This window comes from Nonomuraea sp. NPDC048892 (assembly GCF_040649735.1).
Classification (GTDB): Bacteria; Actinomycetota; Actinomycetes; order Streptosporangiales; family Streptosporangiaceae; genus Nonomuraea; species Nonomuraea maheshkhaliensis.
Genome location: NZ_JBEZFZ010000001.1, coordinates 1034793 through 1054406, shown reverse-complemented (window position 1 = coordinate 1054406; position 19614 = coordinate 1034793). Strand labels below are relative to the sequence as shown.

The following is a 19614-nucleotide window of genomic DNA, read 5'->3' as shown; positions in this document are numbered from 1 at the left end:
GGACAGACTCGTCCCATGCATCCTGAAGGACAGACTCGTCCCATGCATAACGAACGGCTCATCACACGCGTCGGCGGATTGTTCGCTCTGATCGGCCTGGTTCTGCTGTGCGTCACCATCGCGCTGGCCGCCTCCACGGCGAGTTTCCTGGCCTCGGCGCAGCGAACGGACGGGACCGTGGTCGAGCTGACCGCACGCACCAGCACGACCCGGGATTCCGACGGTCGTCATCGCCGCAGCACCACGTGGCACCCGACCGTCACGTTCACCGCCGCGGGCAGGCAGTACTCGTTCGAGAGCTCCACGGGCAGCAACCCGCCGGCCTACGCGGAAGGCGAAGCCGTACCCGTCGCCTACGACCCGGCTGATCCGCGCGACGCCCGGATCTCCTCGTTCTGGTCGGCCTTCCTCGGCCCGCTGATCACCGGCGGCCTGGGCGTGGTGTTCACGCCGCTCGGTCTGCTCCTTTTCGTGCGCGGACGGCGGATCGCCCGGCAGCGAGCCTGACCGTAGCCGCGGCACGACGAGTCGTCGGCTCGTCGCGGCAGCGGGGGGCTAGGTGTCCGAGCCGTTCAGCAGGGCGTGGTGGAGTGAGTCGCGCAGCCATCGCTCGGCCTTCTCCAGCGACCAGCCGTTGTCGTCGGTCAAGGTGAAGTAGGCGTTGTTGTTCAGGTAGAACCAGAGCGTCTCCGCGGCTTCTTCCGCGTCGGTGCCCGGTCGCAGGGCGCCCAGTTCGGCCAGGCGCCGGGCGGTGCGGGTGAGGCCGTCGCGGAGGCTGGCCTGCGCGGTCCGCAGCGCCTGGGCGGCGCCGGCGTCGTGCGGAGCGGTGTCGGCGACCACCCGCATCAGGTCGCGGGAGCGTTCGAAGCGGACCCGGGTGGCGTTGACGATGAAGCCCAGCAGCTCGCCCGCGTCCGTCGCGGCGGCGATGTGGGCGTGGACCTCCGCCACGTCCGGCGCGGTCGTCCTGGCCTCGATGATCGCCTTGAGCAGGCCCTGCTTGCCGCCGCCCACCGCGTACACCGTGGCCGGCGCGACCCGGGCGGCGGCGGCGATGTCGTCCACGGTGGTCGCGAAGTAGCCCTTGGCGCCGAACAACTCGCGCGCGGCGTCGTGGATCGCCCGGCGGGTCGCCGCGGCGTACTCGGCCCGCCTGCTCTCTCCCGCGTTCTTCGATGACCTGGTCGGCACGGGAGGCATGCTACTCGCTCTGTTGATCAGAGTTAGACTCTGATGAACAGAGCATCTCCCTATTCAGCGGATACGGGCTTGGAGTCGCAGGTGAACTACGTTTTCGTTCCGGGGGCCTGGCACGGCGGTTGGTCGTGGCATCCGGTGGCCCAGCGGGTGGCCGAGGCCGGTCACCAGGGCATCGCGCTGACCATGCCCGGCCTCTCGGCGGGTGACGGCGCGGGCGAGCCGCGGCTGGCCGACGCGGTGACGTACCTGGTCGAGGAGGTCGAGCGCCGCGACCTCACCGACGTCGTGCTGGTCGGCCACAGCTGGGGCGGCATCCCGATCGCCGGCGCCGTGCCGCGGCTGCGCGGCCGCCTGCGCGGGATCGTCTTCGTCAGCGCGTTCGTCCCGCGCGCCGGTGAGTCGATGGCCGACGCGATGGGCCCGGAGGTGGGCGCTTTCCTCCGCGCGACGATCGAAGCGTCACCTGACCACACCGTCTCCGTGGACTTCGAGTCGTTCCGCCGGTCCCTCATGCCGGACGAGCCGGAGAACGTGCAGCGGCTCGTGTACGACCTGCTGGTCCCGCAGCCCGGGAACTACATGCTCGACGCCCTCGACACCGTGGACTTCACGGGCCTGCCGATCGCCTACCTCCTCGCCGAGAGGGACCAGGCGCTGGCCGCGCCCGGCGCCGAACTCGCCGCCCGCGTCGGCGTCGAGCCGGTGCTCCTGCCCGGCACCCACGAGACGATCCTCACCCACCCGGACGAGGTGGCGAAGGCGCTGCTCGCGTTCACGCTGGACTAGCGTCACCGGCCTGCCCGCGGCGCTCCGCGCGAGAGGCCCCGGCGGTCGAGTCGCGTTCCACCAGCGTGGGGGCGATCAGCTGCTTCAGCGGACGGGCGCTCCGCCCGCCCGCGATCTCCTCAAGCAGCAGGTCGGCCGCGATCTCGCCGACCTCCTCCGCGGGCAGCCGGACCGTGGTCAGCGACGGCGACAGGAACGCCGAGAACGGGTGGTCGCCGAAGCCGATCACCATCAGGTCGTCCGGCACCTTGAGCCCGTGCTCCGCCAGCGCGCGATACAGGCCGAGGGCGAAGTAGTCGTTGCCGACCACGACCGCGTCCGGCAGCCTGGCCCGGCGCAACATGCGGCGGGCCACCTGGTACGCCTGCTGCGGCTGCCACGGCAGGGCGGCCTGGTCGTGGCGGCGGGTGGGCACCCGTATGATGCTGCCGCGCGGCATGGCGAGACCGGCCTCGGTCATGGCGCGGCGGTAACCGGCGATCCGGTCGGCGATGGTGGTGATCGGCAGGTCCTCCTCCAGCACCACGATCGAGCGGGCGCCGCGTGAGATCGCGTGCGCGGTGGCGCGATAGCCGCCGAGCTCGTTGTCGGTGCCGACGAAGCGGTAACCCAGGTCGGGCAGGTCCCGGTTGAGCAGCACGGTGGGCACGCCGACCGCGCCGAGCCGCCGCCACGGATCGGCGCTCGCCTGCACCGGTACGACGATCGCCCCGCTCACCGACGACCGCAGCAGCGACTCCGCGGCCCGCGCCTCGTTCTCCGCCGATTCGTCGGTCACCGTCAGCAGCAGCGAATAGTCGTGCGCCCTGGCGCGTAATTCGATGCTGGAGATCAGCTGCGCGTAGAACGGGTTCGACGGATTGGTGATGACCAGCCCGAAGGTCATCGCCGAGCCCGTCACGAGCGACCTGGCCATGGAGTTCGGCACGTAACCGACCCGCTCCGCCTCCGCCCGTACCAGCGCCCTGGTCTTCTCCCCGATGCCGTCCTTTCCCGAGAGGGCACGCGAAACGGTGTTGACCGACAGGTTCAACGCCGCGGCGATGTCCCGCAGTGTGTGACGCCGGCCCCCGGCCCTGCGCATGCCCTTCTCCCGCTCGCTCCCGTGCCTTTTCCCGGTCGCGCTCAGCTCTTGGCGGTGAGATAGATGCGCAGTTTCGCCGACGGATTTCCGCCCGTCACCGTGCCGCGCAGCCGCAGCCATTGGCCGAAATGCTCGACCGGCCAGGTCACCAGGCCGGGGCCGGTGACGACGTGCTCGTGGCCGTCGAGGTCGCACCAGGTCAATCCGTCGGGCGAGATCTGGGTGACCAGCCGCACCGCGACGTCGTCACCGGACGCGGAAAGGGTGTGCACGAACCAGCGCGCCTCACCGGCCCACGCCACCTCGTACGGTTCCGTCGCGAAATCGGAGTCGAACGTCGTGTCCCGTTCGAGAACCGCCGTCTGCACCTGCCGCATGAACGTCACCACTCCGTGGAAATGAGTACCGAATCGAGGAACAGGAAATTGCGCACCGACGAATGGGTGCGCACCGAGAAGTAGAAGTTCAGCAGGTTCTCCAGCGAGTCGTAGCGCTCCTTGTACGGCGGCACCGGAATCGCGGACATGTCCATCACCCGGTCGTTGATCTGCAATTCGACGTTGCGCCGGGCGCCGGTGTCGATGACCCAGCGCAGGTAGTGCCAGTTGACCTTCGTCGGCACCTCGTTGTAGCAGAGCTCCTGCGGCTCGCCGAACGGCTGCCAGTCCTCGGGGTTGGGCGCGGTGAAGTCGGCCCCGTAGGCCAGTTTGACCTTGCCCTCAAGGTGCTCGCGCGGCGTCGGCTCCGGCACGGTCGGGTAGACCCACTGCCGCGACAGCGTGTTGTCCAGCGTGGTGTTCAGGTAGCGAGCCACCGTGTGATAGCGCAGGCCGCCGTCGCCGCACAGGTCGGTCGCCACGGTGAAGCAGCCGAACTGCGCCTCCGACGGGTGCAGGTTGCCGTCCCAGGTGACATCGCCGAACTGGTCGCCCGCGCTGCCGTCGATGGTCGCCTCGGCCTTGAAGGTGAAGTACGCCTCGATCTGCAGCAGGCCGCGCCCGCTCATGGTGAGCCGCCTGATGGCGGTGGCGGTGTGGCCCTCGTAGGGCCGGGTGGCCAGTTTGAGCGCGTACGAGCCGGTCATCGCGCCGTGGCTGCCGATGTCGAAGAACGAGCAGTTGGACAGCTGCGGCGGCCGGAAGTCGCGCATGTGGTCGTCGACCGTGGACAGGTCGCCGTTGCCGTTGTAGTTGCCCAGCAGCTCGGTCCAGCCATGGGCGCCGGAGTTGAAGTCGTCGTAGGTCAGAATGCGCCGAAGCGGGGAGAACTTCGACAGCCTCGGGTCCGCCGACAAAATCGCGGCGCGAAGTTCTGCGGCCAGGTCTGGCCGCTCCGTCATGGTCATGCCGGAGGCTCCTGGGAGATGTTGAGGCCATTCGGAATGGCGAAGGTCCACGCCCGGCCGATCGACCGGAGCGGATCACACGGTTGCTCGGACATTAACGTTCATGCTGGACGGACGTCAACCGTGCCGACGACCGCCGCCGATCCTCCTCACGTCCCGCCAGACTCCATCGTGATTCTCATTTATGCAGGTCACAGGCATAGCAGAGAGCTCATCGAGCCCGCCGACAGGCAGAAGAGACGAGCCGGACCCTTGACGATCAGAGTCCTCGGTCCTAGCATCAGCCACCAATCGCATTAACGTTAATGTTTGCGAGCCGGTCATCCTGCCGCTCCCCTGCGGCCGACGGCTCGCCGCCTCTGTGGACCACCCTCCAGAAGTCCGGCCGGCTCTGCGGGCCGGGCCATCCCCCACCCTCAAGCCGTCACCGCCAGACGCCTGCCGCGTCATGGCTCACCCAGGAGTTGCCTGGCGATGCTGAAACGGGACGCCGACCGACCGCGATCGGACCGGCCATGACCGCGTACTTCATCCGGCGCGCGCTGTTCGCCGTCTTCGTGCTGTGGGGCGCCGTGACCATTGTGTTCCTGGTGCTCCGGCTGGTTCCCGGCGATCCGGCCCAGCTCATCCTCGGCTCCGACGCCACCCAGGCCGAGATCGCCCAGTTACGCGAGCAGATGGGGCTGAACCGGCCCTTGGCGGTGCAGTACGGGATCTATCTCGGCGACGTGGCCCGCTTCGACTTCGGCGACTCCTACCGCTACCACAGTGACGCCATGGGCCTGGTGACGGAGAAGTTCCCGCTCACCCTGCAACTGGCGGTCGTGGCGATGCTGATCGGCCTGGTGCTCGGCATCGCGCTCGGCGTGGTCGGCGCGCTGCGGGTGAACCGCCTGGCCGACCGGGTGGTCTCGGTGTTCGCGCTGCTCTCCCAGTCCATGCCGTCGTTCTGGATCGGGATCATGTTCATCCTGGTCTTCGCCAGACAGCTGCACGTGCTGGCCAGCGGCGGGTACGGCGGCCTCGACCGGCTGATCCTGCCGGGCGTCACGCTCGCGCTGCCACTGGTCGCGGTGCTGATCCGGCTGACCCGCAGCGGCCTGCTCGACGTCGTGCACGAGAACTACGTCCAGACCGCGCGGGCCAAGGGCCTGCCGGAGCGGCTGGTCATCTCCCAGCACGCCATCCGCAACGCGCTGATCCCGATCGTCACGGTGGCCGGGCTCGAATTCGGCAAGCTGCTCGGCGGCGCGGTCATCGTGGAGACGGTCTTCTCCTGGCCCGGCGTCGGACGGCTGCTTATCGACTCCATCTCGGCCCGCGACTACAACGTGGTGCAGGCCGCGATCCTGCTGATCGCCGGCGGCTTCGTCCTGATCAACCTGGTCGTGGACGTCCTGTACGGCTACCTCGATCCGCGCATTCGGCTGGGACGGTGACCATGGACAGGTCGACCGGGCAGGTTCTGCCCCAGAACGCCCCGCTCCCCGGCGAGAACCCCGCCGGCGACGCCCGCCCGGCGGCGGGCCGAAGCCGGGTCAGGATCGGGCGGCTGCGCATCATCGTCTCGCTGGCGGTGGTCGCCCTCTACGTGGTCGCCGCGGTGGTCGGCCCGATGGTGCTGGAGTTCAACGCGGTCGCCACCGACCTCGGCTCCCGGCTGAAACCGCCCGGCTTCGTCCTGCCGGACGGGCACACCGCGATCTTCGGCACCGACCAGGTCGGGCAGGACGTGTTCGCCCAGATGTTGCAGGGCGCCCGGGTGTCGATCACCGTCGGCGTGGCGACCCTGGTCCTGGCCGGCGTCATCGGCGTCGCGGCCGGCGTCGCCGCCGGGTACTTCGGCGGCTGGCTCGACATGGTGCTGATGCGGCTGGCCGACATCCAGCTCACCTTCCCGTCGATCCTGCTGGCCATCTTCATCGCCTCGATCCTCGGGCCCAGCGTGGTGAACGTCGTCATCGTCCTGTCCATCTCCAACTGGGTGACGTTCGCCCGGGTCACCCGCAGCCAGGTGCTCGGGCTCAAGAGCCGCGACTTCGTCGACGCCACCCGCACTCTCGGCGCGCGGACCTGGCACCTGGTGACGCGCAGCATCCTGCCGTCGGTGACGGCGCCGATCCTGGTGGTCGCGACGGTGGAGCTGGGCCACGTGATCCTGGCCGAGGCGTCGCTGAGCTTTCTCGGCCTCGGCACCCCGGCCAGCACGCCGAGCTGGGGGCTGACCATCGCCAACGGCCGCGACTACCTGTCCAACGCGTGGTGGATCTCCACGATCCCCGGCATCGGCCTGGCCGTCCTGGTGATCAGTTTCGGCGTGCTGGGCGACGCGCTGCGCGACCGCTTCGACCCGCGGCTGAGGAGCATGTGATGGACGACCCACTGCTGTCGGTGCAGGACCTGACGGTACGCTTCCGCACCCGGGCGGGCACCGTCACCGCCGTCGACCGGGTGAGCTTCGACCTGGCCGAAGGGGAGACCCTGGCCATCCTGGGTGAGACCGGCAGCGGCAAGAGCGTCACCGCCCAGGCCCTGATGGGGCTGGTCCCGCGCCCGGCGGGCGAGGTGACCGGCGGCCGGATCGTCTACGCCGGCACCGATCTGCTGACCCGCCCGCGCGCCGACCGCCGCCGGCTCAACGGGACCGACCTGGCGATGGTCTTCCAGGACCCGCTCAGCTCGCTCAACCCGGTGTTCCGGGTCGGCGCGCAGATCGGCGAGCTGTTCCGGCGCCGGCGCGGCGCCTCCCGTGCCGAGGCGCGGCGCCGGGCGATCGAGCTGATGGACCGGGTCGGCATCCCGGCGGCGGAGCGCAGGGTGGACGACTATCCGCACCAGTTCTCCGGCGGCATGCGGCAGCGCGTGATGATCGCGATGGCCATCGCCCTGCAGCCGCGCGTGCTCATCGCGGACGAGCCCACGACCGCGCTGGACGTCACGGTCCAGGCGCAGGTCATGGCGCTGCTCGCCGAGCTCAAGGCGGAGCACCGCATGGCGATGATCCTCATCAGCCACGACCTGGGCGTGGTGGCCGGCGTCGCCGACCGGGTCATGCTCATGTACGCGGGCCGCGTGGTGGAGACCGGCGGGCTGCGCGAGGTCTACGAGACGACCGGGCATCCGTACACACGCGGGCTGATGGCCTCGATCCCGGCGCTGGACGGGCCGCGCGAACGGCTGACGCCCATCAAGGGCTCGCCGCCTGACCTCACCCGGCTGTCCGCGAGCTGCCCGTTCCAGCCCCGGTGCGACTTCGCCACCGACGTCTGTGACGCCGAGCGGCCGGAGCTCGTCCGGGTGCCCGGCCGGCCCGAGTCGCACCGCGCCGCCTGTCACCACGCGAAGGAGGTCGCCGCCGATGTCGTCCCCGGCTGACCCGCTCCTGTCCGTACGAGATCTGCACACCAGCTTCCCGATCCGCTCCAGCGTGCTGCGGCGCAGGACGGGAGCCGTGCAGGCCGTCTCGGGCGTCTCGTTCGACCTGCCCGCGGGCCGCACGCTGGGCCTGGTCGGCGAGTCCGGCTCGGGCAAGACCACGCTCGCCCGGACCGTCATCGGCCTGGAGCCGCCGGAGTCAGGCCAGGTGCTCTTCGAGGGCCGGGACCTGCTCACCCTGCCCCCTGCCGAGCTGCGGCAGGCGCGCCGGCAGATCCAGATGATCTTCCAGGACCCGTACGCGTCGCTCAACCCCCGGCTCACCGTCGAACAGATCATCAGCGAGCCGTGGCTGATCAACCCCGGGGTGGTGCCCCGCGACCGGTGGGCCGCCGAGGTGAAGGACCTGCTGGACCGGGTCGGGCTGAACCCGGACCACGCCGACCGGTACCCGCACCAGTTCTCCGGCGGACAGCGCCAGCGGGTCGGCGTCGCCAGGGCCCTGGCGCTGCGGCCCCGGCTGGTGATCTGCGACGAGGCGGTGTCGGCGCTGGACGTCTCGGTGCAGGCGCAGGTGCTGAACCTGCTCGTCGATCTGCAGCGGGAGCTCGGGCTCGGCTTCCTGTTCATCGCCCACGATCTGTCCGTGGTGCGGCACATCAGTGACGAGGTGGCGGTGATGTACCTCGGCAAGGTCGTGGAGAGGGGGACGACGGCGCAGATCTTCGCCGCTCCTGTGCATCCGTACACGCAGGCGTTGTTGTCGGCGGTGCCGGTGCCCCGCCCCTGGGCCGCGCCGCCGCGGCGGCAGATCCTCCTCAAAGGTGACATTCCATCGCCGGTGTCGCCGCCGTCCGGGTGCCGGTTCCGTACCCGGTGCTGGAAGGCGCAGGAACGGTGCGCCACGGAGGAGCCGGCGCTGGTCGATCGGCTGGGCGATCATCCTGCCGCCTGTCACTTCCCCGAACTGCCGGTCGCCTCGGCGGGTGCGCGATGAGCGGCCGGGTGCGTCTCGTCCTCGTCCGGCACGGCGAGTCGGTGTGGAACGTCGAGGAGCGTTACCAGGGGCAGTCCGACTCGGGGCTCACCGCCACCGGTCGCGAACAGGCCGACGTGGCCGCGGCGGCGCTGCTGGCCCGCTTCGGTACGCCCGACCTGGTCGTCTCCAGCGATCTGCCCAGGGCCATGGACACGGCGCAGGCGTACGTTCGTCACTTCGGCATCGAGGCCAGGCTGGACGCCCGGCTGCGCGAGGCGGACATCGGCTCGTGGGCCGGGCGGCCGTTCACCGAGATCGCCGCGGAGTACCCGGACGTGCTCGCGGCCGTCGGGCGCGGGGAGGACGTGCGGCGCGGCGGCGGCGAGACGTTCGCCGAACTGCGCCGGCGGGTGTGGCAGGCGCTCACCGAGGCGGCGGACACAGCGGTCGGGGGCGCGACCGTCGTGGTGTTCACCCACGGCGGCCCGATCCGGGTGGCCGCCGCAGCCGCGCTGCGCCTGCCGGTGCCCGGCCATCTCAGCTTCGCCCCGCCGGTGAACACCTCGCTGACCGTCATCGGCTACGCGGGCGAGCGGCAGGACCACGCGGTGGTCGAGTACAACGCGCCGACCACCTGGGCCGCGCAGGCCGCGCGGGCCGACTGAATCGGAAGGGATCAGCATGCTGACCGGATCGTTCACCTTCGTCGCCATGACCTACAACCTGTGGGGCGACTGGCACCTGGAGCAGCGCGAACCGGCGATCCGCGACCTGTTCACCACCCGGCCGCCCGACCTCCTCGCCACCCAGGAGCTCCGCCCGCGCTCACGTGCGGTGGTGGACGAGGCCATGCCGGGACACGCCCGGGTGCACGACGACTTCCCCGGCTGGGGCACGCAGAGCAACCTGTGGTGGCGGCGGGAGCTGTTCGACCTGGTGGAGTACGGGACGCGGGACGTCGGCATCCTCGCCGCCGACGCCAGGCTGTTCTGGGTACGGCTGCGCCCCCGGGCCGAGGGAGCCAGGCCGCTGGTGTTCGCCACCGCGCACCTGACCTGGCCGGGCCACGAGCGGGAGCGGGAGGACCGCCGCAACCTGCGCACCGGGCAGGCGGAGCAGGTAGCGGCCGCCCTGGACGAGATCGCCGGCGACGAGGTCTGCCTGTTCACCGTGGACATCAACGACATCGGCCAGCCGCTGTGGGTGCTCGGCAACAGCGGCTTCCTCGACTCGTTCACCGCCCTGGGACGCACGTCGCCGGTCACCCACCCGGTGTCGCCGCTGCCGTTCGTCACCGAGCGCGGAACGCGCCTGTCACCTCTGGGGTCCCCGTCCAAGGCCATCGACTGGATCTTCGCGAGGGGCCCGATCGCCACCCGGGCCAGCGAGGTCGTCGACTTCTTCTCAGCGGGCACCGCCCCGTCGGACCACAAGCCCGTCGCCGCGACCTTCACCCTGCCGTCCGTGACGGCGTAGAACCAAGCAAGGAGACAGGCAATGATCGCACGTTCCCGGGCCAAGGGCGGCCTCGTCGCGATGGCCCTCGTGCTCGGCCTCGCGGCCTGCGGCGGCTCCGGTGGCGCCGGCGACGCCGCAGGCGGCGGGCAGGTGCTGCGGTACGCGCCGCAGCTGTTCCCCGTGTCGCTCGACGTCCAGCAGTTCCCCGCGGAAGAGGCCGTTCAGACCACCGTCCAGCAGGGGCTGGAGACGCTCACGGTGATGAAGGACGGTCAGCCGGCGCCGAAGCTGGCCACGTCGTGGGAGAGCCCCGACGACAAGACGTGGGTGTTCCACCTGCGCGACGGGGTGACCTTCAGCGACGGGACCCCGTTCACCGCCAAGGACGTCAAGGCGTCCGTGGAGCGGCTGATCAGCCTCAAGGGCTCGCTGGCCCCGCTGCTCGCCTCCATCACCGGCGTGGAGGCCACCGACGACCGCACGGTGACGTTCCGCACCTCGGCACCGCTGGGCACGCTGCCCAGCACCCTGTCCCTGGTCTTCATCGGCCAGGGCGACAAGGTCGCGAGCGACGCGTACTGGCAGCGGCCGATCGGCACCGGGCCGTTCACATTCGACGCGTTCAGCCCCGACGACAAGGTGGAGCTCAGCCGCAACGACACCTACTGGGGCGCCAAGGCCAAGGTGGCCAAGCTGGAGATCCTCAACATGCCGGAGGTCTCGGCCCGGATCACCGCGCTGAACAACGACGAGGTGGACGTGCTCGCCTCGATCCCGCCGGACCAGGTGGCCGAGGTGTCCGACGTGGACGGCATCACGTACGGGACCGGGCCGAGCTTCAACTACTACTTCATCTGGTTCAACCAGAACAACAAGCCGTTCGACGACGTCAAGGTCCGCCGGGCCATGTTGCACGCGATCGACGTCAAGGGCGTCGTCGCCAGCCTGTTCGGCGACCTCGGCACGGTGGCCCAGTCGCCGATCACGCAGGCGGTCTTCGGATCGACCAAGCTGGAGCCGTACGCCTACGACCCGGAACTGGCCAAGAAGCTGCTCGCCGAGGCCGGGCATCCCGACGGGATCAGCACCACGATCCAGTGGCCGCTGGCGGGCGGGCCGAACATCCGGGCCATGGCGCAGGCGTTCATCTCGTCCTGGGAGAAGGTCGGCATCAAGGTGCAGCCGCTGGAGAAGGAGCGGGCGACCTGGCTCAAGGACTTCGGCGCGCTCAACTGGGACATGAACCTGCAGACCAACACCACCGGCACCGGCGACGCCGACTTCACCCTGAACCGGCTCTACACCTGCGACGCCAAGCGGATGGGTTACTGCAACAAGGAGCTGGACTCGATCCTGGCCAAGGCGCGCGCGTCCCTGGACCAGGACGAGCGCAAGACTCTGTACGCCCAGGCCAGCAAGACCATCTGGGATGAGGCGGTCGGCATCTTCCCGGTGGACCTGAAGAACAACTACGCCGTCCGCGACAACGTCAAGGGGCTGGAGATGCCGGTCAGCGGGCGGCCGGACTTCTCGCTGGTGTCCGTCGAATAGCGCCTCCGCCCACCCTCGCCCTCGACACAGCACCCTCAGCACAGCGCAAGGAAACACCCATGCCTCGAATCCGCCCCGCCGTCCTGGCCGGGCTCGCCGCCCTGACCGCCTTCGCCACTCTGTCCGTACAGACGATCGACGTTCCCGCCGCGCAGGCCGCCCTGCCCGAGCCCGCCCGCAGCGCCTGCCGTAACGCCGCCGAGGTGCCGGTCACGACCGGCGCCGCCTTCAACGACCCCGTCGCCGGCACCCCGACCGCCGTCGTGGAACGGATCTGCTCGCTGATCAAGCAGGCCCCGGCCGGGTCGTCGATCGAGATCGCCGAGTTCGTCATCTCGGGCGACGCCGGCGCCGACTACGTGGCGGTGCTGCTCGACGCGTACCGGCGCGGCGTCCAGGTGCGCATGGTCATCGACGGCTACCAGATCGACAACCCCGCCGCCGAGCAGTTGATCGCCACCCTCGGCACCGACAGGTCGGCCGCCTCGTGGGTGCACGTCTGCGGCCACATGAGCCCGGAGGGCAACACCACCTCCTGCCAGGGCACGAAGGGCATGCACAACAAGTTCTCGCTCTTCTCGCGGACCGGCGGCCGGCGCGACGTGGTCGTCCAGGCCTCGAACAACCTCACCGACGTCAACTCCACCAGCTACTGGAACAACCTGGTCGTGCTGCCCGGCAACCGCAAGCTCTTCCAGGGGTACGGGAAGTACTTCGACGACCTCGCCGCCGAGGTGCAGAACCCCGACTACGACACCACCGTCAGCGCCGCCGGGCCTGGCGGCCGGATCACCGCCCAGTTCTACCCGGTCGCGGACCGCGACCCGATCGAGCAGCGGCTCGGCCAGGTCCGCTGCGCGCCAGGGAACGGCACCCGGGTCGAGATCGGCCAGTCCGAGTGGGACGACACCCGGCTCGCGATCGTCGACCGGCTCGCGGCGCTGGTGAGCGCCGGCTGCCAGGTGCGCGTGGTGCACGGCCTGGCCGACGACGCCGTCACCGCAGCGCTGGACGCGGCCGGCGTGGGGCGGCGGGTGCTCGACGGCTCGACCTCCGCCGGGCGCATCCACTCCAAGTACATCGTGGTCACCGACCGGGCGCCGGGGCGGAGCTGGGTGATGACCGGCAGCCACAACTTCAACGCCACCTCGCTGCGACGCAACGACGAGGCGATGGTCGAACTGTCCGAACACTCCGTCGTCCGGGCGTACGCCGCCAACTTCGCCCGGGTGTGGGAGGCCGGCGCGGCGCCCCAGACCGGGTGACACACGCCGGGTGACACACCGATCAGGAACGGCGCCGGGCACCCGCCCGGCGCCGTTTTCTTGTTCCGCCACCCCTGGCTTGCTCACACCGTAGCCAGCAAGCTAGCTTGTGTTGAGACAAGTCAGGAGGCCCGCCCCCGATGTCCCGAGGGCACGGCGCCTGAGACAGTTCGGGAGGTCAGTCATGTCCCTCGGTTACGACGTGTTCATCGCCGAGCCCATAGCCCTCAACGTCCAGGAACGGGTGCCCAACGGCGACCGGCGGAGGTTCTCTCCCCTGTCGGTCACGCTGATCCACGGCGACGCCGACGCCGTGCTCGTCGATCCGCCCCTGACGCGGGACCAGGCGGAAGACGTCGCGCGATGGGTCGAGGCGAGCGGCAGGAACCTCACCCACATCTTCGCCACCCACGGCCACGGCGATCACTGGTTCACGGCGGATCTGCTCGCCGAGCGCTTCGGCGCCCAGGTGGTCGCCTCGGCCGGCACGATCGAGCAGATGCGGCGCAATGTCGCCATCCGCCCGCAGTTCTGGGACGCGTTGCTGCCCGGCCAGATCCCCGACTCGCCCGTCACCGCGACCGTCCCGGACGGGAACCGCTTCGACCTCGAAGGCCACGAACTGCGCATCGTCGAGGTCGGCCACAGCGACACCGACGAGACGAGCGTGCTGCACGTGCCCGATCTCGACCTGGTCGTGGCGGGGGACGTCGTCTACAACGGCGTGCACCAGTTCCTCGTCGAGTCCAAGGACGGCGGCATCGACGCCTGGCGCAAGGCCATCGACGTCGTCGAGAGCCTGCGGCCCCGCTTCGTCGTGGCCGGCCACAAGAACAAGGACCTCGACGACGACGCGCAGCGGGCCATCGCCCAGACTCGCCTTTATCTCGACACGGTGGACGAACTACTCGCCGAGCACGACACCGCCCGCGGGTTCTTCGACGCCATGCTCGAACGGTTCCCCGCGCTGCTCAACCCCGGCGCCCTCTGGAACGGCGCGCTCGCCCTCCGCCCGGTCTCGCACGGTTAAGGAGTCGATCATGACCACTTCGTACGCGGCCGACCAGGCCGAGACGCGTCACCTCACCACCGCCACCGCCACCTACGGCTACCGCCGCCTTGGCCCCACCGGAGGCGTGCCGCTGGTCATGGTGCTGCGCTTCCGCGGCACCATCGACTACTGGGACCCGGCGCTGCTGGACGTCCTGGCCGCCGAGCGCGACGTCATCGTCTTCGACAACCGCGGCCTCGGTCACTCCACGGGTGAGCCGGCCGACTCCGTCGAAGGTCTGGCCGAAGGCGTCATCGACTTCCTCGACGGGCTCGGTCTGAGCGAGGTCGATCTGCTGGGCTGGTCCCTGGGCGGGTACGTCTCCCAAGGCGTCACCCTTCGCCGGCCCCACCTCGTCCGGCGCCTCGTCATCGCCGGCAGCGGGCCGGGCGGCGCGATTCCGGACATGCCGCGGATGAGCGAGAAGACGTGGCTGACCGCGACCAAGCCGGAGAACGTGGACGACGACTTCCTCTACCTCTTCTTCCCCGAGGACGAGGCGGGCCGGGCGGCGGGCCTGCGGTCGCTGCGCCGCCTCGACACCCGGCTGAGCGAGACCAAGGCGGGCGTCAGCCCGGCGGCGCTCGCCGCGCAGATGCGGGCCGCCGCCACGTTCGGCGGGTACTGGGACCGGATCGAGGAGCTGACGCTGCCGATCCTGGTGGCCAACGGCGCGCACGACGTCATGATCGACGCCTGGGGCAGCTGGGTGATGTCGCAGAAGCTGCCGAACAGCAAGCTGGTGATCTACGGCGACGCCGGTCACGGCTTCCTGTTCCAGCACGTCGAGGACTTCGGCCGGGAAGTCCTGGCCTTCCTGCGCTGACCGCTGCGGAAAGGGAGCAACATGCGTGCCTTATCGCGCAAGGTCAGCGGTTTCTTGGCCTTCATCACCCTGCGGACGACGTTCGCGGTCCTGGAGCGCGTGGCGCCGGGGCCCGGCTCGGCGCTGGCCGAGCGGCTGTGGTGCACCGTGCCGCGCCGCACGGTCAGACCGGCGAACGTCCTGCCCGGAAAACGGATCACCGTCTCCGTCAACCGCCGGGCCGTGGCCGCCGAGATCTGGGGCGACGGGCCGACCGTCTACCTGATGCACGGGTGGGGCGGCTCGCGTGGGCGGTTCGAGACGTTCATCCCTCCGCTCATCAAGGCCGGTTACCGCGTCGTGGCGCTCGACGCGCCCAGCCACGGCGCCTCGGCCCCGGGCGTGCACGGGCGGCGGCGGGCGGTGGCGGCCGAGTTCGCCGAGGCGCTCAGGTGCCTGATCGCCGAGTGCGGGCCGGCGTACGGGATCGTGGGGTATTCGCTCGGGGGCGCCGCCGCCGCGCTGGTCGTCCTGGACGGCGTGCCGGCGGGTCGGGTCGCTCTCGTCGCGCCGATGGCGAGCCCGCTCGCGTTCGCCGGCACGTTCGGCCGCGTGCTCGGCCTCGGCGAGCGCGTCCGGGCCGGCCTGCTCGAACGGGTGGAGCGCCGCAACGGCCGGCCGATGTCCGACCTCGATGTCGCGGCCCGGGCCGCGGCCCGGAGCGAGCTGCCCCCGCTCCTGGTCGTGCACGACCGGGACGACCAGGTCGTGGATCTGGGCGGCGCGGAGGCGATCACGAAGGCGTGGCCGCGAGCCGAGCTGCTGCGCACCGAGGGGCTGGGCCACCAGCGGATCCTCCGCGATCCTGAGGTCGTGCGGCAGGTCGTACGGTTCCTCGCCGACCTGCCGAGATAGTTGCGGCCGGGCGCAACTGAGAGGGTAACCTGCTCGGATGACGACCCCGGTGACCGGCCTGGACCGCGAAGAGGAGATCCTCTGGCGCTCCCTCATCGAAGTGCTCGTACGACTCCCGCGCCTGCTCGACGAGCAGTTCACCCGGGAGGCCCAGGTGGGGATGACCGAGTACTCGGTCCTCGTCGCGCTGTCCGAGGCGCCGGACGGCGAGCTGCGCATGGGGGAGCTCGCCCAGGCGACCGCGCTGTCCCGCAGCCGGATCAGCCGGGTCGTCGACGACCTGGTCCGCCGCTCGCTGGTGACGCGGCGCAAGTCCGAGCAGGACGCGCGCAGTTCGCTCGCGGCCATCGCCCCGGCCGGCGCGGCCGTGCTGGCGGCGGCCTATCCGGGACATCTCGCCCGGGTGCGTTCGCTGGTCTTCGACCATGTCACGAGGAGTGAGATGCGGACGATGACGGAGGCGCTCTCCCGGGTCCTGGTGGCGCTACGCGAGGCCGCGGGCGACGACTGACCGACCCGATCCTGCTTCCGGCGGCGGGATGCCTGTCGGCATATAGTTGCTTGCTTCCGCAACTAATCTGGCGCATACTGACGATCGTACACCGGCTTCATCCTGGGATAGCCGCGCACTCTAGCGACTCCCGACCAGCAATCCCGACTCCACTTCTGCCATCTACGGGCGGAAACTATTTCACAACGCAACTACTTGGAGCGCATCATGACCTCCTCCCCCACTTCCTCCGATCGGCGCGCCTTCCTGCGGCGGGCCTCCGTCGCGGCCGCCGTTCCCGCCGCGGCCGGCCTCCTTGGTCTCGGCCTGCCCCGTGCCGCGTCCGCCGCCTCGGCCGCGGCGGGCGAGCTGCCGGACTACGCGCCCGTGCCGGCCGGCGCCCTGGGCCCAGCCGTCAACGAGTCCGGATATTTCGTGGAACGCGTGCGTGGGAACCTGTACTGGGTCACCGACGGCTTCTACCAGGCCATGTTCCTGACCACGACCGAAGGCGTCGTGGTCGTGGACGCGCCGCCCACCATCGGCAAGAACCTGCTGCGCGCGATCGAGGAGGTCACCAAGGCCCGCCACCGGCCCAGCCGCGTGACGCACCTGGTCTACTCGCACTCGCACGCCGACCACATCGGCGCCGCCTCGATCTTCGGCAGCGGCGTCACCCGCGTCGCGCACTCGGAGACCAAGCGCCTGCTCAAGACCGCCAGGGACGCAAACCGCCCGCTCCCGGCCGTCACGTTCGACGACCGCCACGAGCTGCGGGTGGGCGGCGAGCGGCTGGTGCTCACCTACCACGGCCCCAACCACAGCCCCGACAACATCTTCATCCACGTGCCGTCCGCGGCGACGCTGATGGTGGTGGACGTGATCTTCCCCGGCTGGGTGCCGTTCAAGAACCTCGCCGAGTCGCAGGACATCCCGGCGTGGATCGCCGCCCATGACACGGTGCTGGCGAGCTCATGGAGCACACTGGTCGGCGGGCATCTCGGGCGCCTCGGCAGGCGCTCCGACGTGACCCTGCAACGCGACTACGTGCGGGACCTGTCCAGCAGCACCCGTACGACCATCGGCAAGCTGGATCCCACACCGTTCTTCGCCAAGTACGGCCCCACCGGCAACGCCTGGGCCGTCTTCAAGTCGTATCTCGACGCCGCCGCCGCGCAGGCCGCCGCCCCGGTCGTCGCGAAGTACAGCGGGCTGCTCGCCGGCGCGGACGTCTTCACCACCTCCAACGCGGCGGCCCTGGTCAACTCCGCCCGCATCGACCAGGGCGTCCTCGGCGCCTTCGGCATCCACCCGTAAGGACAGACTAGCCTCGACAAAAGTCAGCTCGGTACAATGAGGGACATGGGGAGTGTGCTGGAGAATCGGGACGCGTGGTCGATGGAGAACTGCTCGATCGCGCGGGCGTTCGAGGTGATCGGTTCGCGTTCCGCGGTGCTGGTGCTGCGCGAGGCGTTCTTCGGCGCCCGGCGGTTCGACGACTTCGTCCGCCGGGTGGAGGTCGGCGAGCCCGCGGTGGCGGCGCGACTGAAGGAGCTGACGGCGCTGGGGCTGCTGGAACGGGTGCCGTATCGCGAGCCCGGCCAGCGGACTCGCTACGAGTACCAGCTGACAGGCAAGGGCCGGGCCCTGTTCCCGGTGATCGCGGCGCTGCGCGAATGGGGCGACGCGTGGGCGGCCGACGCCGCGGGGCCGGCGCTGCGCTCGGTGCATCGGGGATGCGGGGCTGACGTGGGGGTCCGTCTGGTGTGCGCGGAGGGCCATGAGGTGACGCTGGAGGAGATGGAGGTCCGGGCGGGCCCAGGCCTGATCACCTCCTGACGGCTCGGACCGAGCGCTCCGGCGCCGGCGCCCCTTCTTGAGGGAGGGGCGCTCACGGCCCTGCCCCTACCTAGTGATCGGGCGCCAGCGCGCGGCGCATGCCGGCCAGGCCGTACTCGAAGGCCTGCTCGACGTCGCCCCCGAGCTTGAAGGCGCCGAGGAGTTCCATCTCGATGAAGCCGGTGATCCACGCCGTCAGCAAGCGGGCGGCTTCGAGCGCATGCTGTTCGCCCACGATCTCCCTGGAGACGCGCAGCACCGGATCGGCCACGCGGGCGCGGACCTCGGGCGCCACGTCCGCGGTGAGCATCAGCCGGAACCCGGCCGGCCAGTCCTGGGCGAACCGGCGGTAGCAGCGCCCCAGCGCGTCGATCGACCCGTCGGTGGCCTCCAACCGGGTGATCAGGTCCTCGATGGTGGCCTCGGCGACGGCGGTCAGCAGCGCCGCGTGGTTGGCGACGTGTTTGTAGAGGGACGGGGCGCGCACTCCGACCTTCGCGGCGACGTTCTGCATCGTCAGCTTCTGACCGCCGCCCTCCTCCAGCAGGTCGCGTCCGGCGGCGACGATGCGGTCGAGCGAGGTCTTCACTGGGGTCGGCACCGTTGATCCTCCCGAGGGGAAAGCTATTGACGTTAGCCATCATAGCTAATTATCGTAGCTATCAACAGTCCCGTCCACCTTGGGGAAGAAGACCATGAAACTCGCGCCCAACCTGCACCGCCTCGGTAACGATCTTGTGGCGTGCTATCTCGTCGACACCCCCGACGGCATCACGCTCATCGACGCCGGACTGCCCGGCCACTGGCGGGACCTTCAGCACGAACTCCGCTCCCTGGGCAAATCGGTCGAGAACATCCGCGGGCTCGTGCTGACCCACGGTGACTCCGACCACATCGGCTTCGCCGAACGCCTGCGGCGCGATCACGGCGTGCCGGTGTTCGTGCACGCCGCCGACGCCGTCCGCACCCGTACGGGAGAGAAGCCCAAGACCGCTCTCGGCCCCATGCGGATCGGCCCGACGCTCGGCTTCTTCGGCTACTCCGTCGGCAAGAACGGCCTGCGTACGCGCTACGTCAAGGAGGTCGTCGAGATCGGCGACGGCGACGTCCTCGACCTGCCGGGCAGCCCAGTGATCATCGGCATGCCGGGGCACTCGCCGGGAAGCGTGGCGGTGCACGTGCCGGTGGCCGACGCGGTCTTCGTCGGCGACGCGCTGACCACGCGGCACGTGCTCACCGGGCGCGTGGGCCCGCAGCCCGCCCCCTTCACCGACGACCCGGCGGAAGCGCTCGCCTCGCTCGACCGGATCGCCGGGCTGAAGGCGTCCTGGGTGCTTCCCGGCCACGGCGCTCCCTGGCGTGTCTCACCCGCCGAGGTGGGCGAGACGATCAGGAAGGCTTGAGCCGCCCCGGCACGCCGTACGCCGCCCGCCGATCAGCGAGGGCGGGGACGCTCCGGGCACGCCGTACA

22 protein-coding genes are annotated in these 19614 nt (G+C 70.4%); 17 read left to right on the top strand and 5 right to left on the bottom strand.

Features of this window, described 5'->3' with window-relative positions; translation table 11 throughout:
- Positions 1-42 precede the first annotated feature (42 nt).
- A complete protein-coding gene (locus tag AB0C28_RS05180) occupies positions 43-507 on the top strand; it encodes a DUF3592 domain-containing protein (protein ID WP_357838205.1) in 465 nt (154 codons plus the stop codon).
- 48 nt (positions 508-555) lie between these two features.
- Here AB0C28_RS05180 and AB0C28_RS05175 read toward each other — a convergent pair whose 3' ends face one another.
- Positions 556-1191: a TetR/AcrR family transcriptional regulator gene (locus AB0C28_RS05175; RefSeq protein WP_357838207.1), complete on the bottom strand. Its 636-nt coding sequence runs from the start codon at positions 1189-1191 to the stop codon at positions 556-558.
- A 90-nt stretch (positions 1192-1281) separates the two neighbouring features.
- Between AB0C28_RS05175 and AB0C28_RS05170 the strand changes: the two genes are divergently transcribed.
- Complete coding sequence (locus tag AB0C28_RS05170; protein WP_358073126.1) at positions 1282-1986, top strand: alpha/beta hydrolase; 705 nt, start codon at positions 1282-1284, stop codon at positions 1984-1986.
- On the opposite strand, the gene AB0C28_RS05165 is transcribed toward AB0C28_RS05170, so the two are convergent.
- From AB0C28_RS05165 to AB0C28_RS05155, 3 genes are read right to left on the bottom strand one after another with little or no spacing between them, the layout of a single operon-like run.
- Positions 1973-3070, bottom strand: a complete 1098-nt coding sequence (locus AB0C28_RS05165) for a LacI family DNA-binding transcriptional regulator (RefSeq protein WP_358073125.1) — start codon at positions 3068-3070, stop codon at positions 1973-1975. The two genes, AB0C28_RS05170 and AB0C28_RS05165, sit on opposite strands and share 14 nt — an antisense overlap.
- Before the next feature lie 41 nt (positions 3071-3111).
- Positions 3112-3447: a hypothetical protein gene (locus AB0C28_RS05160; protein ID WP_357838215.1), complete on the bottom strand. Its 336-nt coding sequence runs from the start codon at positions 3445-3447 to the stop codon at positions 3112-3114.
- A gap of 5 nt (positions 3448-3452) precedes the next feature.
- A complete protein-coding gene (locus AB0C28_RS05155; protein ID WP_357838218.1) occupies positions 3453-4415 on the bottom strand; it encodes a DUF6772 family protein in 963 nt (320 codons plus the stop codon).
- Between the two features lie 515 nt (positions 4416-4930).
- Between AB0C28_RS05155 and nikB the strand changes: the two genes are divergently transcribed.
- The 14 genes from nikB (at position 4931) to AB0C28_RS05085 (ending at position 18143) form a co-directional block, all read left to right on the top strand.
- Positions 4931-5854: a nickel ABC transporter permease gene (nikB, locus tag AB0C28_RS05150; protein ID WP_357838221.1), complete on the top strand. Its 924-nt coding sequence runs from the start codon at positions 4931-4933 to the stop codon at positions 5852-5854.
- 2 nt (positions 5855-5856) lie between these two features.
- Entirely contained in the window at positions 5857-6786 is a 930-nt protein-coding gene (locus AB0C28_RS05145) for an ABC transporter permease (RefSeq protein ID WP_357838224.1), read from the top strand.
- Positions 6786-7790: an ABC transporter ATP-binding protein gene (locus AB0C28_RS05140; RefSeq protein ID WP_357838227.1), complete on the top strand. Its 1005-nt coding sequence runs from the start codon at positions 6786-6788 to the stop codon at positions 7788-7790. Before AB0C28_RS05145 ends, AB0C28_RS05140 begins: the two co-directional genes overlap by 1 nt.
- Positions 7774-8787, top strand: a complete 1014-nt coding sequence (locus AB0C28_RS05135) for a dipeptide ABC transporter ATP-binding protein (protein WP_358073124.1) — start codon at positions 7774-7776, stop codon at positions 8785-8787. Before AB0C28_RS05140 ends, AB0C28_RS05135 begins: the two co-directional genes overlap by 17 nt.
- 8 nt (positions 8788-8795) lie before the next feature.
- Positions 8796-9434 (top strand): histidine phosphatase family protein, encoded by a 639-nt coding sequence (locus tag AB0C28_RS05130; RefSeq protein WP_357838233.1) that lies wholly within the window; start codon positions 8796-8798, stop codon positions 9432-9434.
- Positions 9435-9450: 16 nt separating this feature from the next.
- Positions 9451-10245 (top strand): endonuclease/exonuclease/phosphatase family protein, encoded by a 795-nt coding sequence (locus AB0C28_RS05125; RefSeq protein WP_358073123.1) that lies wholly within the window; start codon positions 9451-9453, stop codon positions 10243-10245.
- Positions 10246-10266: 21 nt separating this feature from the next.
- Positions 10267-11778, top strand: a complete 1512-nt coding sequence (locus AB0C28_RS05120; RefSeq protein ID WP_357838239.1) for an ABC transporter substrate-binding protein — start codon at positions 10267-10269, stop codon at positions 11776-11778.
- 59 nt (positions 11779-11837) lie between these two features.
- On the top strand, positions 11838-13043 hold the full coding sequence (locus AB0C28_RS05115; protein ID WP_358073122.1) for a phospholipase D-like domain-containing protein: 1206 nt from the start codon (positions 11838-11840) through the stop codon (positions 13041-13043).
- 184 nt (positions 13044-13227) lie between these two features.
- Positions 13228-14073: an MBL fold metallo-hydrolase gene (locus AB0C28_RS05110; protein ID WP_358073121.1), complete on the top strand. Its 846-nt coding sequence runs from the start codon at positions 13228-13230 to the stop codon at positions 14071-14073.
- A 10-nt stretch (positions 14074-14083) separates the two neighbouring features.
- Positions 14084-14920 (top strand): alpha/beta hydrolase, encoded by an 837-nt coding sequence (locus tag AB0C28_RS05105; protein ID WP_358073120.1) that lies wholly within the window; start codon positions 14084-14086, stop codon positions 14918-14920.
- 21 nt (positions 14921-14941) lie between these two features.
- Positions 14942-15814, top strand: a complete 873-nt coding sequence (locus AB0C28_RS05100) for an alpha/beta fold hydrolase (RefSeq protein WP_358073119.1) — start codon at positions 14942-14944, stop codon at positions 15812-15814.
- A gap of 37 nt (positions 15815-15851) precedes the next feature.
- Positions 15852-16325, top strand: coding sequence for a MarR family transcriptional regulator (locus tag AB0C28_RS05095; RefSeq protein WP_346114276.1), 474 nt, complete (start codon positions 15852-15854; stop codon positions 16323-16325).
- Positions 16326-16532: 207 nt separating this feature from the next.
- Entirely contained in the window at positions 16533-17621 is a 1089-nt protein-coding gene (locus tag AB0C28_RS05090; RefSeq protein WP_358073118.1) for an MBL fold metallo-hydrolase, read from the top strand.
- A gap of 45 nt (positions 17622-17666) precedes the next feature.
- A complete protein-coding gene (locus AB0C28_RS05085) occupies positions 17667-18143 on the top strand; it encodes a helix-turn-helix domain-containing protein (RefSeq protein ID WP_358073117.1) in 477 nt (158 codons plus the stop codon).
- Positions 18144-18213: 70 nt separating this feature from the next.
- On the opposite strand, the gene AB0C28_RS05080 is transcribed toward AB0C28_RS05085, so the two are convergent.
- Positions 18214-18744 carry a WHG domain-containing protein gene (locus tag AB0C28_RS05080; protein ID WP_357838262.1) on the bottom strand — a complete coding sequence of 177 codons (531 nt, stop codon included), beginning with the start codon at positions 18742-18744 and terminating at the stop codon, positions 18214-18216.
- Positions 18745-18838: 94 nt separating this feature from the next.
- On the opposite strand from AB0C28_RS05080, the gene AB0C28_RS05075 reads away from it, so the two are divergent.
- The gene (locus AB0C28_RS05075; RefSeq protein ID WP_358073116.1) at positions 18839-19546 is read left to right on the top strand and encodes an MBL fold metallo-hydrolase; all 708 of its coding nucleotides are present in this window, start codon (positions 18839-18841) and stop codon (positions 19544-19546) included.
- Positions 19547-19614: the final 68 nt, after the last annotated feature.

What these genes read in the sequence shown, in the direction of transcription:
- AB0C28_RS05110 (WP_358073121.1), top strand. Translation starts at nt 13,228, where the DNA reads ATGTCCCTCGGTTACGACGTGTTCATCGCCGAGCCCATAGCCCTCAAC.
- AB0C28_RS05155 (WP_357838218.1), bottom strand. Translation starts at nt 4,415, where the DNA reads ATGACCATGACGGAGCGGCCAGACCTGGCCGCAGAACTTCGCGCCGCG.
- AB0C28_RS05095 (WP_346114276.1), top strand. Translation starts at nt 15,852, where the DNA reads ATGACGACCCCGGTGACCGGCCTGGACCGCGAAGAGGAGATCCTCTGG.
- AB0C28_RS05145 (WP_357838224.1), top strand. Translation starts at nt 5,857, where the DNA reads ATGGACAGGTCGACCGGGCAGGTTCTGCCCCAGAACGCCCCGCTCCCC.
- AB0C28_RS05125 (WP_358073123.1), top strand. Translation starts at nt 9,451, where the DNA reads ATGCTGACCGGATCGTTCACCTTCGTCGCCATGACCTACAACCTGTGG.
- AB0C28_RS05180 (WP_357838205.1), top strand. Translation starts at nt 43, where the DNA reads ATGCATAACGAACGGCTCATCACACGCGTCGGCGGATTGTTCGCTCTG.
- AB0C28_RS05085 (WP_358073117.1), top strand. Translation starts at nt 17,667, where the DNA reads ATGGGGAGTGTGCTGGAGAATCGGGACGCGTGGTCGATGGAGAACTGC.
- AB0C28_RS05100 (WP_358073119.1), top strand. Translation starts at nt 14,942, where the DNA reads ATGCGTGCCTTATCGCGCAAGGTCAGCGGTTTCTTGGCCTTCATCACC.
- AB0C28_RS05120 (WP_357838239.1), top strand. Translation starts at nt 10,267, where the DNA reads ATGATCGCACGTTCCCGGGCCAAGGGCGGCCTCGTCGCGATGGCCCTC.
- AB0C28_RS05135 (WP_358073124.1), top strand. Translation starts at nt 7,774, where the DNA reads ATGTCGTCCCCGGCTGACCCGCTCCTGTCCGTACGAGATCTGCACACC.
- nikB (WP_357838221.1), top strand. Translation starts at nt 4,931, where the DNA reads ATGACCGCGTACTTCATCCGGCGCGCGCTGTTCGCCGTCTTCGTGCTG.
- AB0C28_RS05090 (WP_358073118.1), top strand. Translation starts at nt 16,533, where the DNA reads ATGACCTCCTCCCCCACTTCCTCCGATCGGCGCGCCTTCCTGCGGCGG.
- AB0C28_RS05165 (WP_358073125.1), bottom strand. Translation starts at nt 3,070, where the DNA reads ATGCGCAGGGCCGGGGGCCGGCGTCACACACTGCGGGACATCGCCGCG.
- AB0C28_RS05160 (WP_357838215.1), bottom strand. Translation starts at nt 3,447, where the DNA reads ATGCGGCAGGTGCAGACGGCGGTTCTCGAACGGGACACGACGTTCGAC.
- AB0C28_RS05105 (WP_358073120.1), top strand. Translation starts at nt 14,084, where the DNA reads ATGACCACTTCGTACGCGGCCGACCAGGCCGAGACGCGTCACCTCACC.
- AB0C28_RS05140 (WP_357838227.1), top strand. Translation starts at nt 6,786, where the DNA reads ATGGACGACCCACTGCTGTCGGTGCAGGACCTGACGGTACGCTTCCGC.
- AB0C28_RS05115 (WP_358073122.1), top strand. Translation starts at nt 11,838, where the DNA reads ATGCCTCGAATCCGCCCCGCCGTCCTGGCCGGGCTCGCCGCCCTGACC.
- AB0C28_RS05075 (WP_358073116.1), top strand. Translation starts at nt 18,839, where the DNA reads ATGAAACTCGCGCCCAACCTGCACCGCCTCGGTAACGATCTTGTGGCG.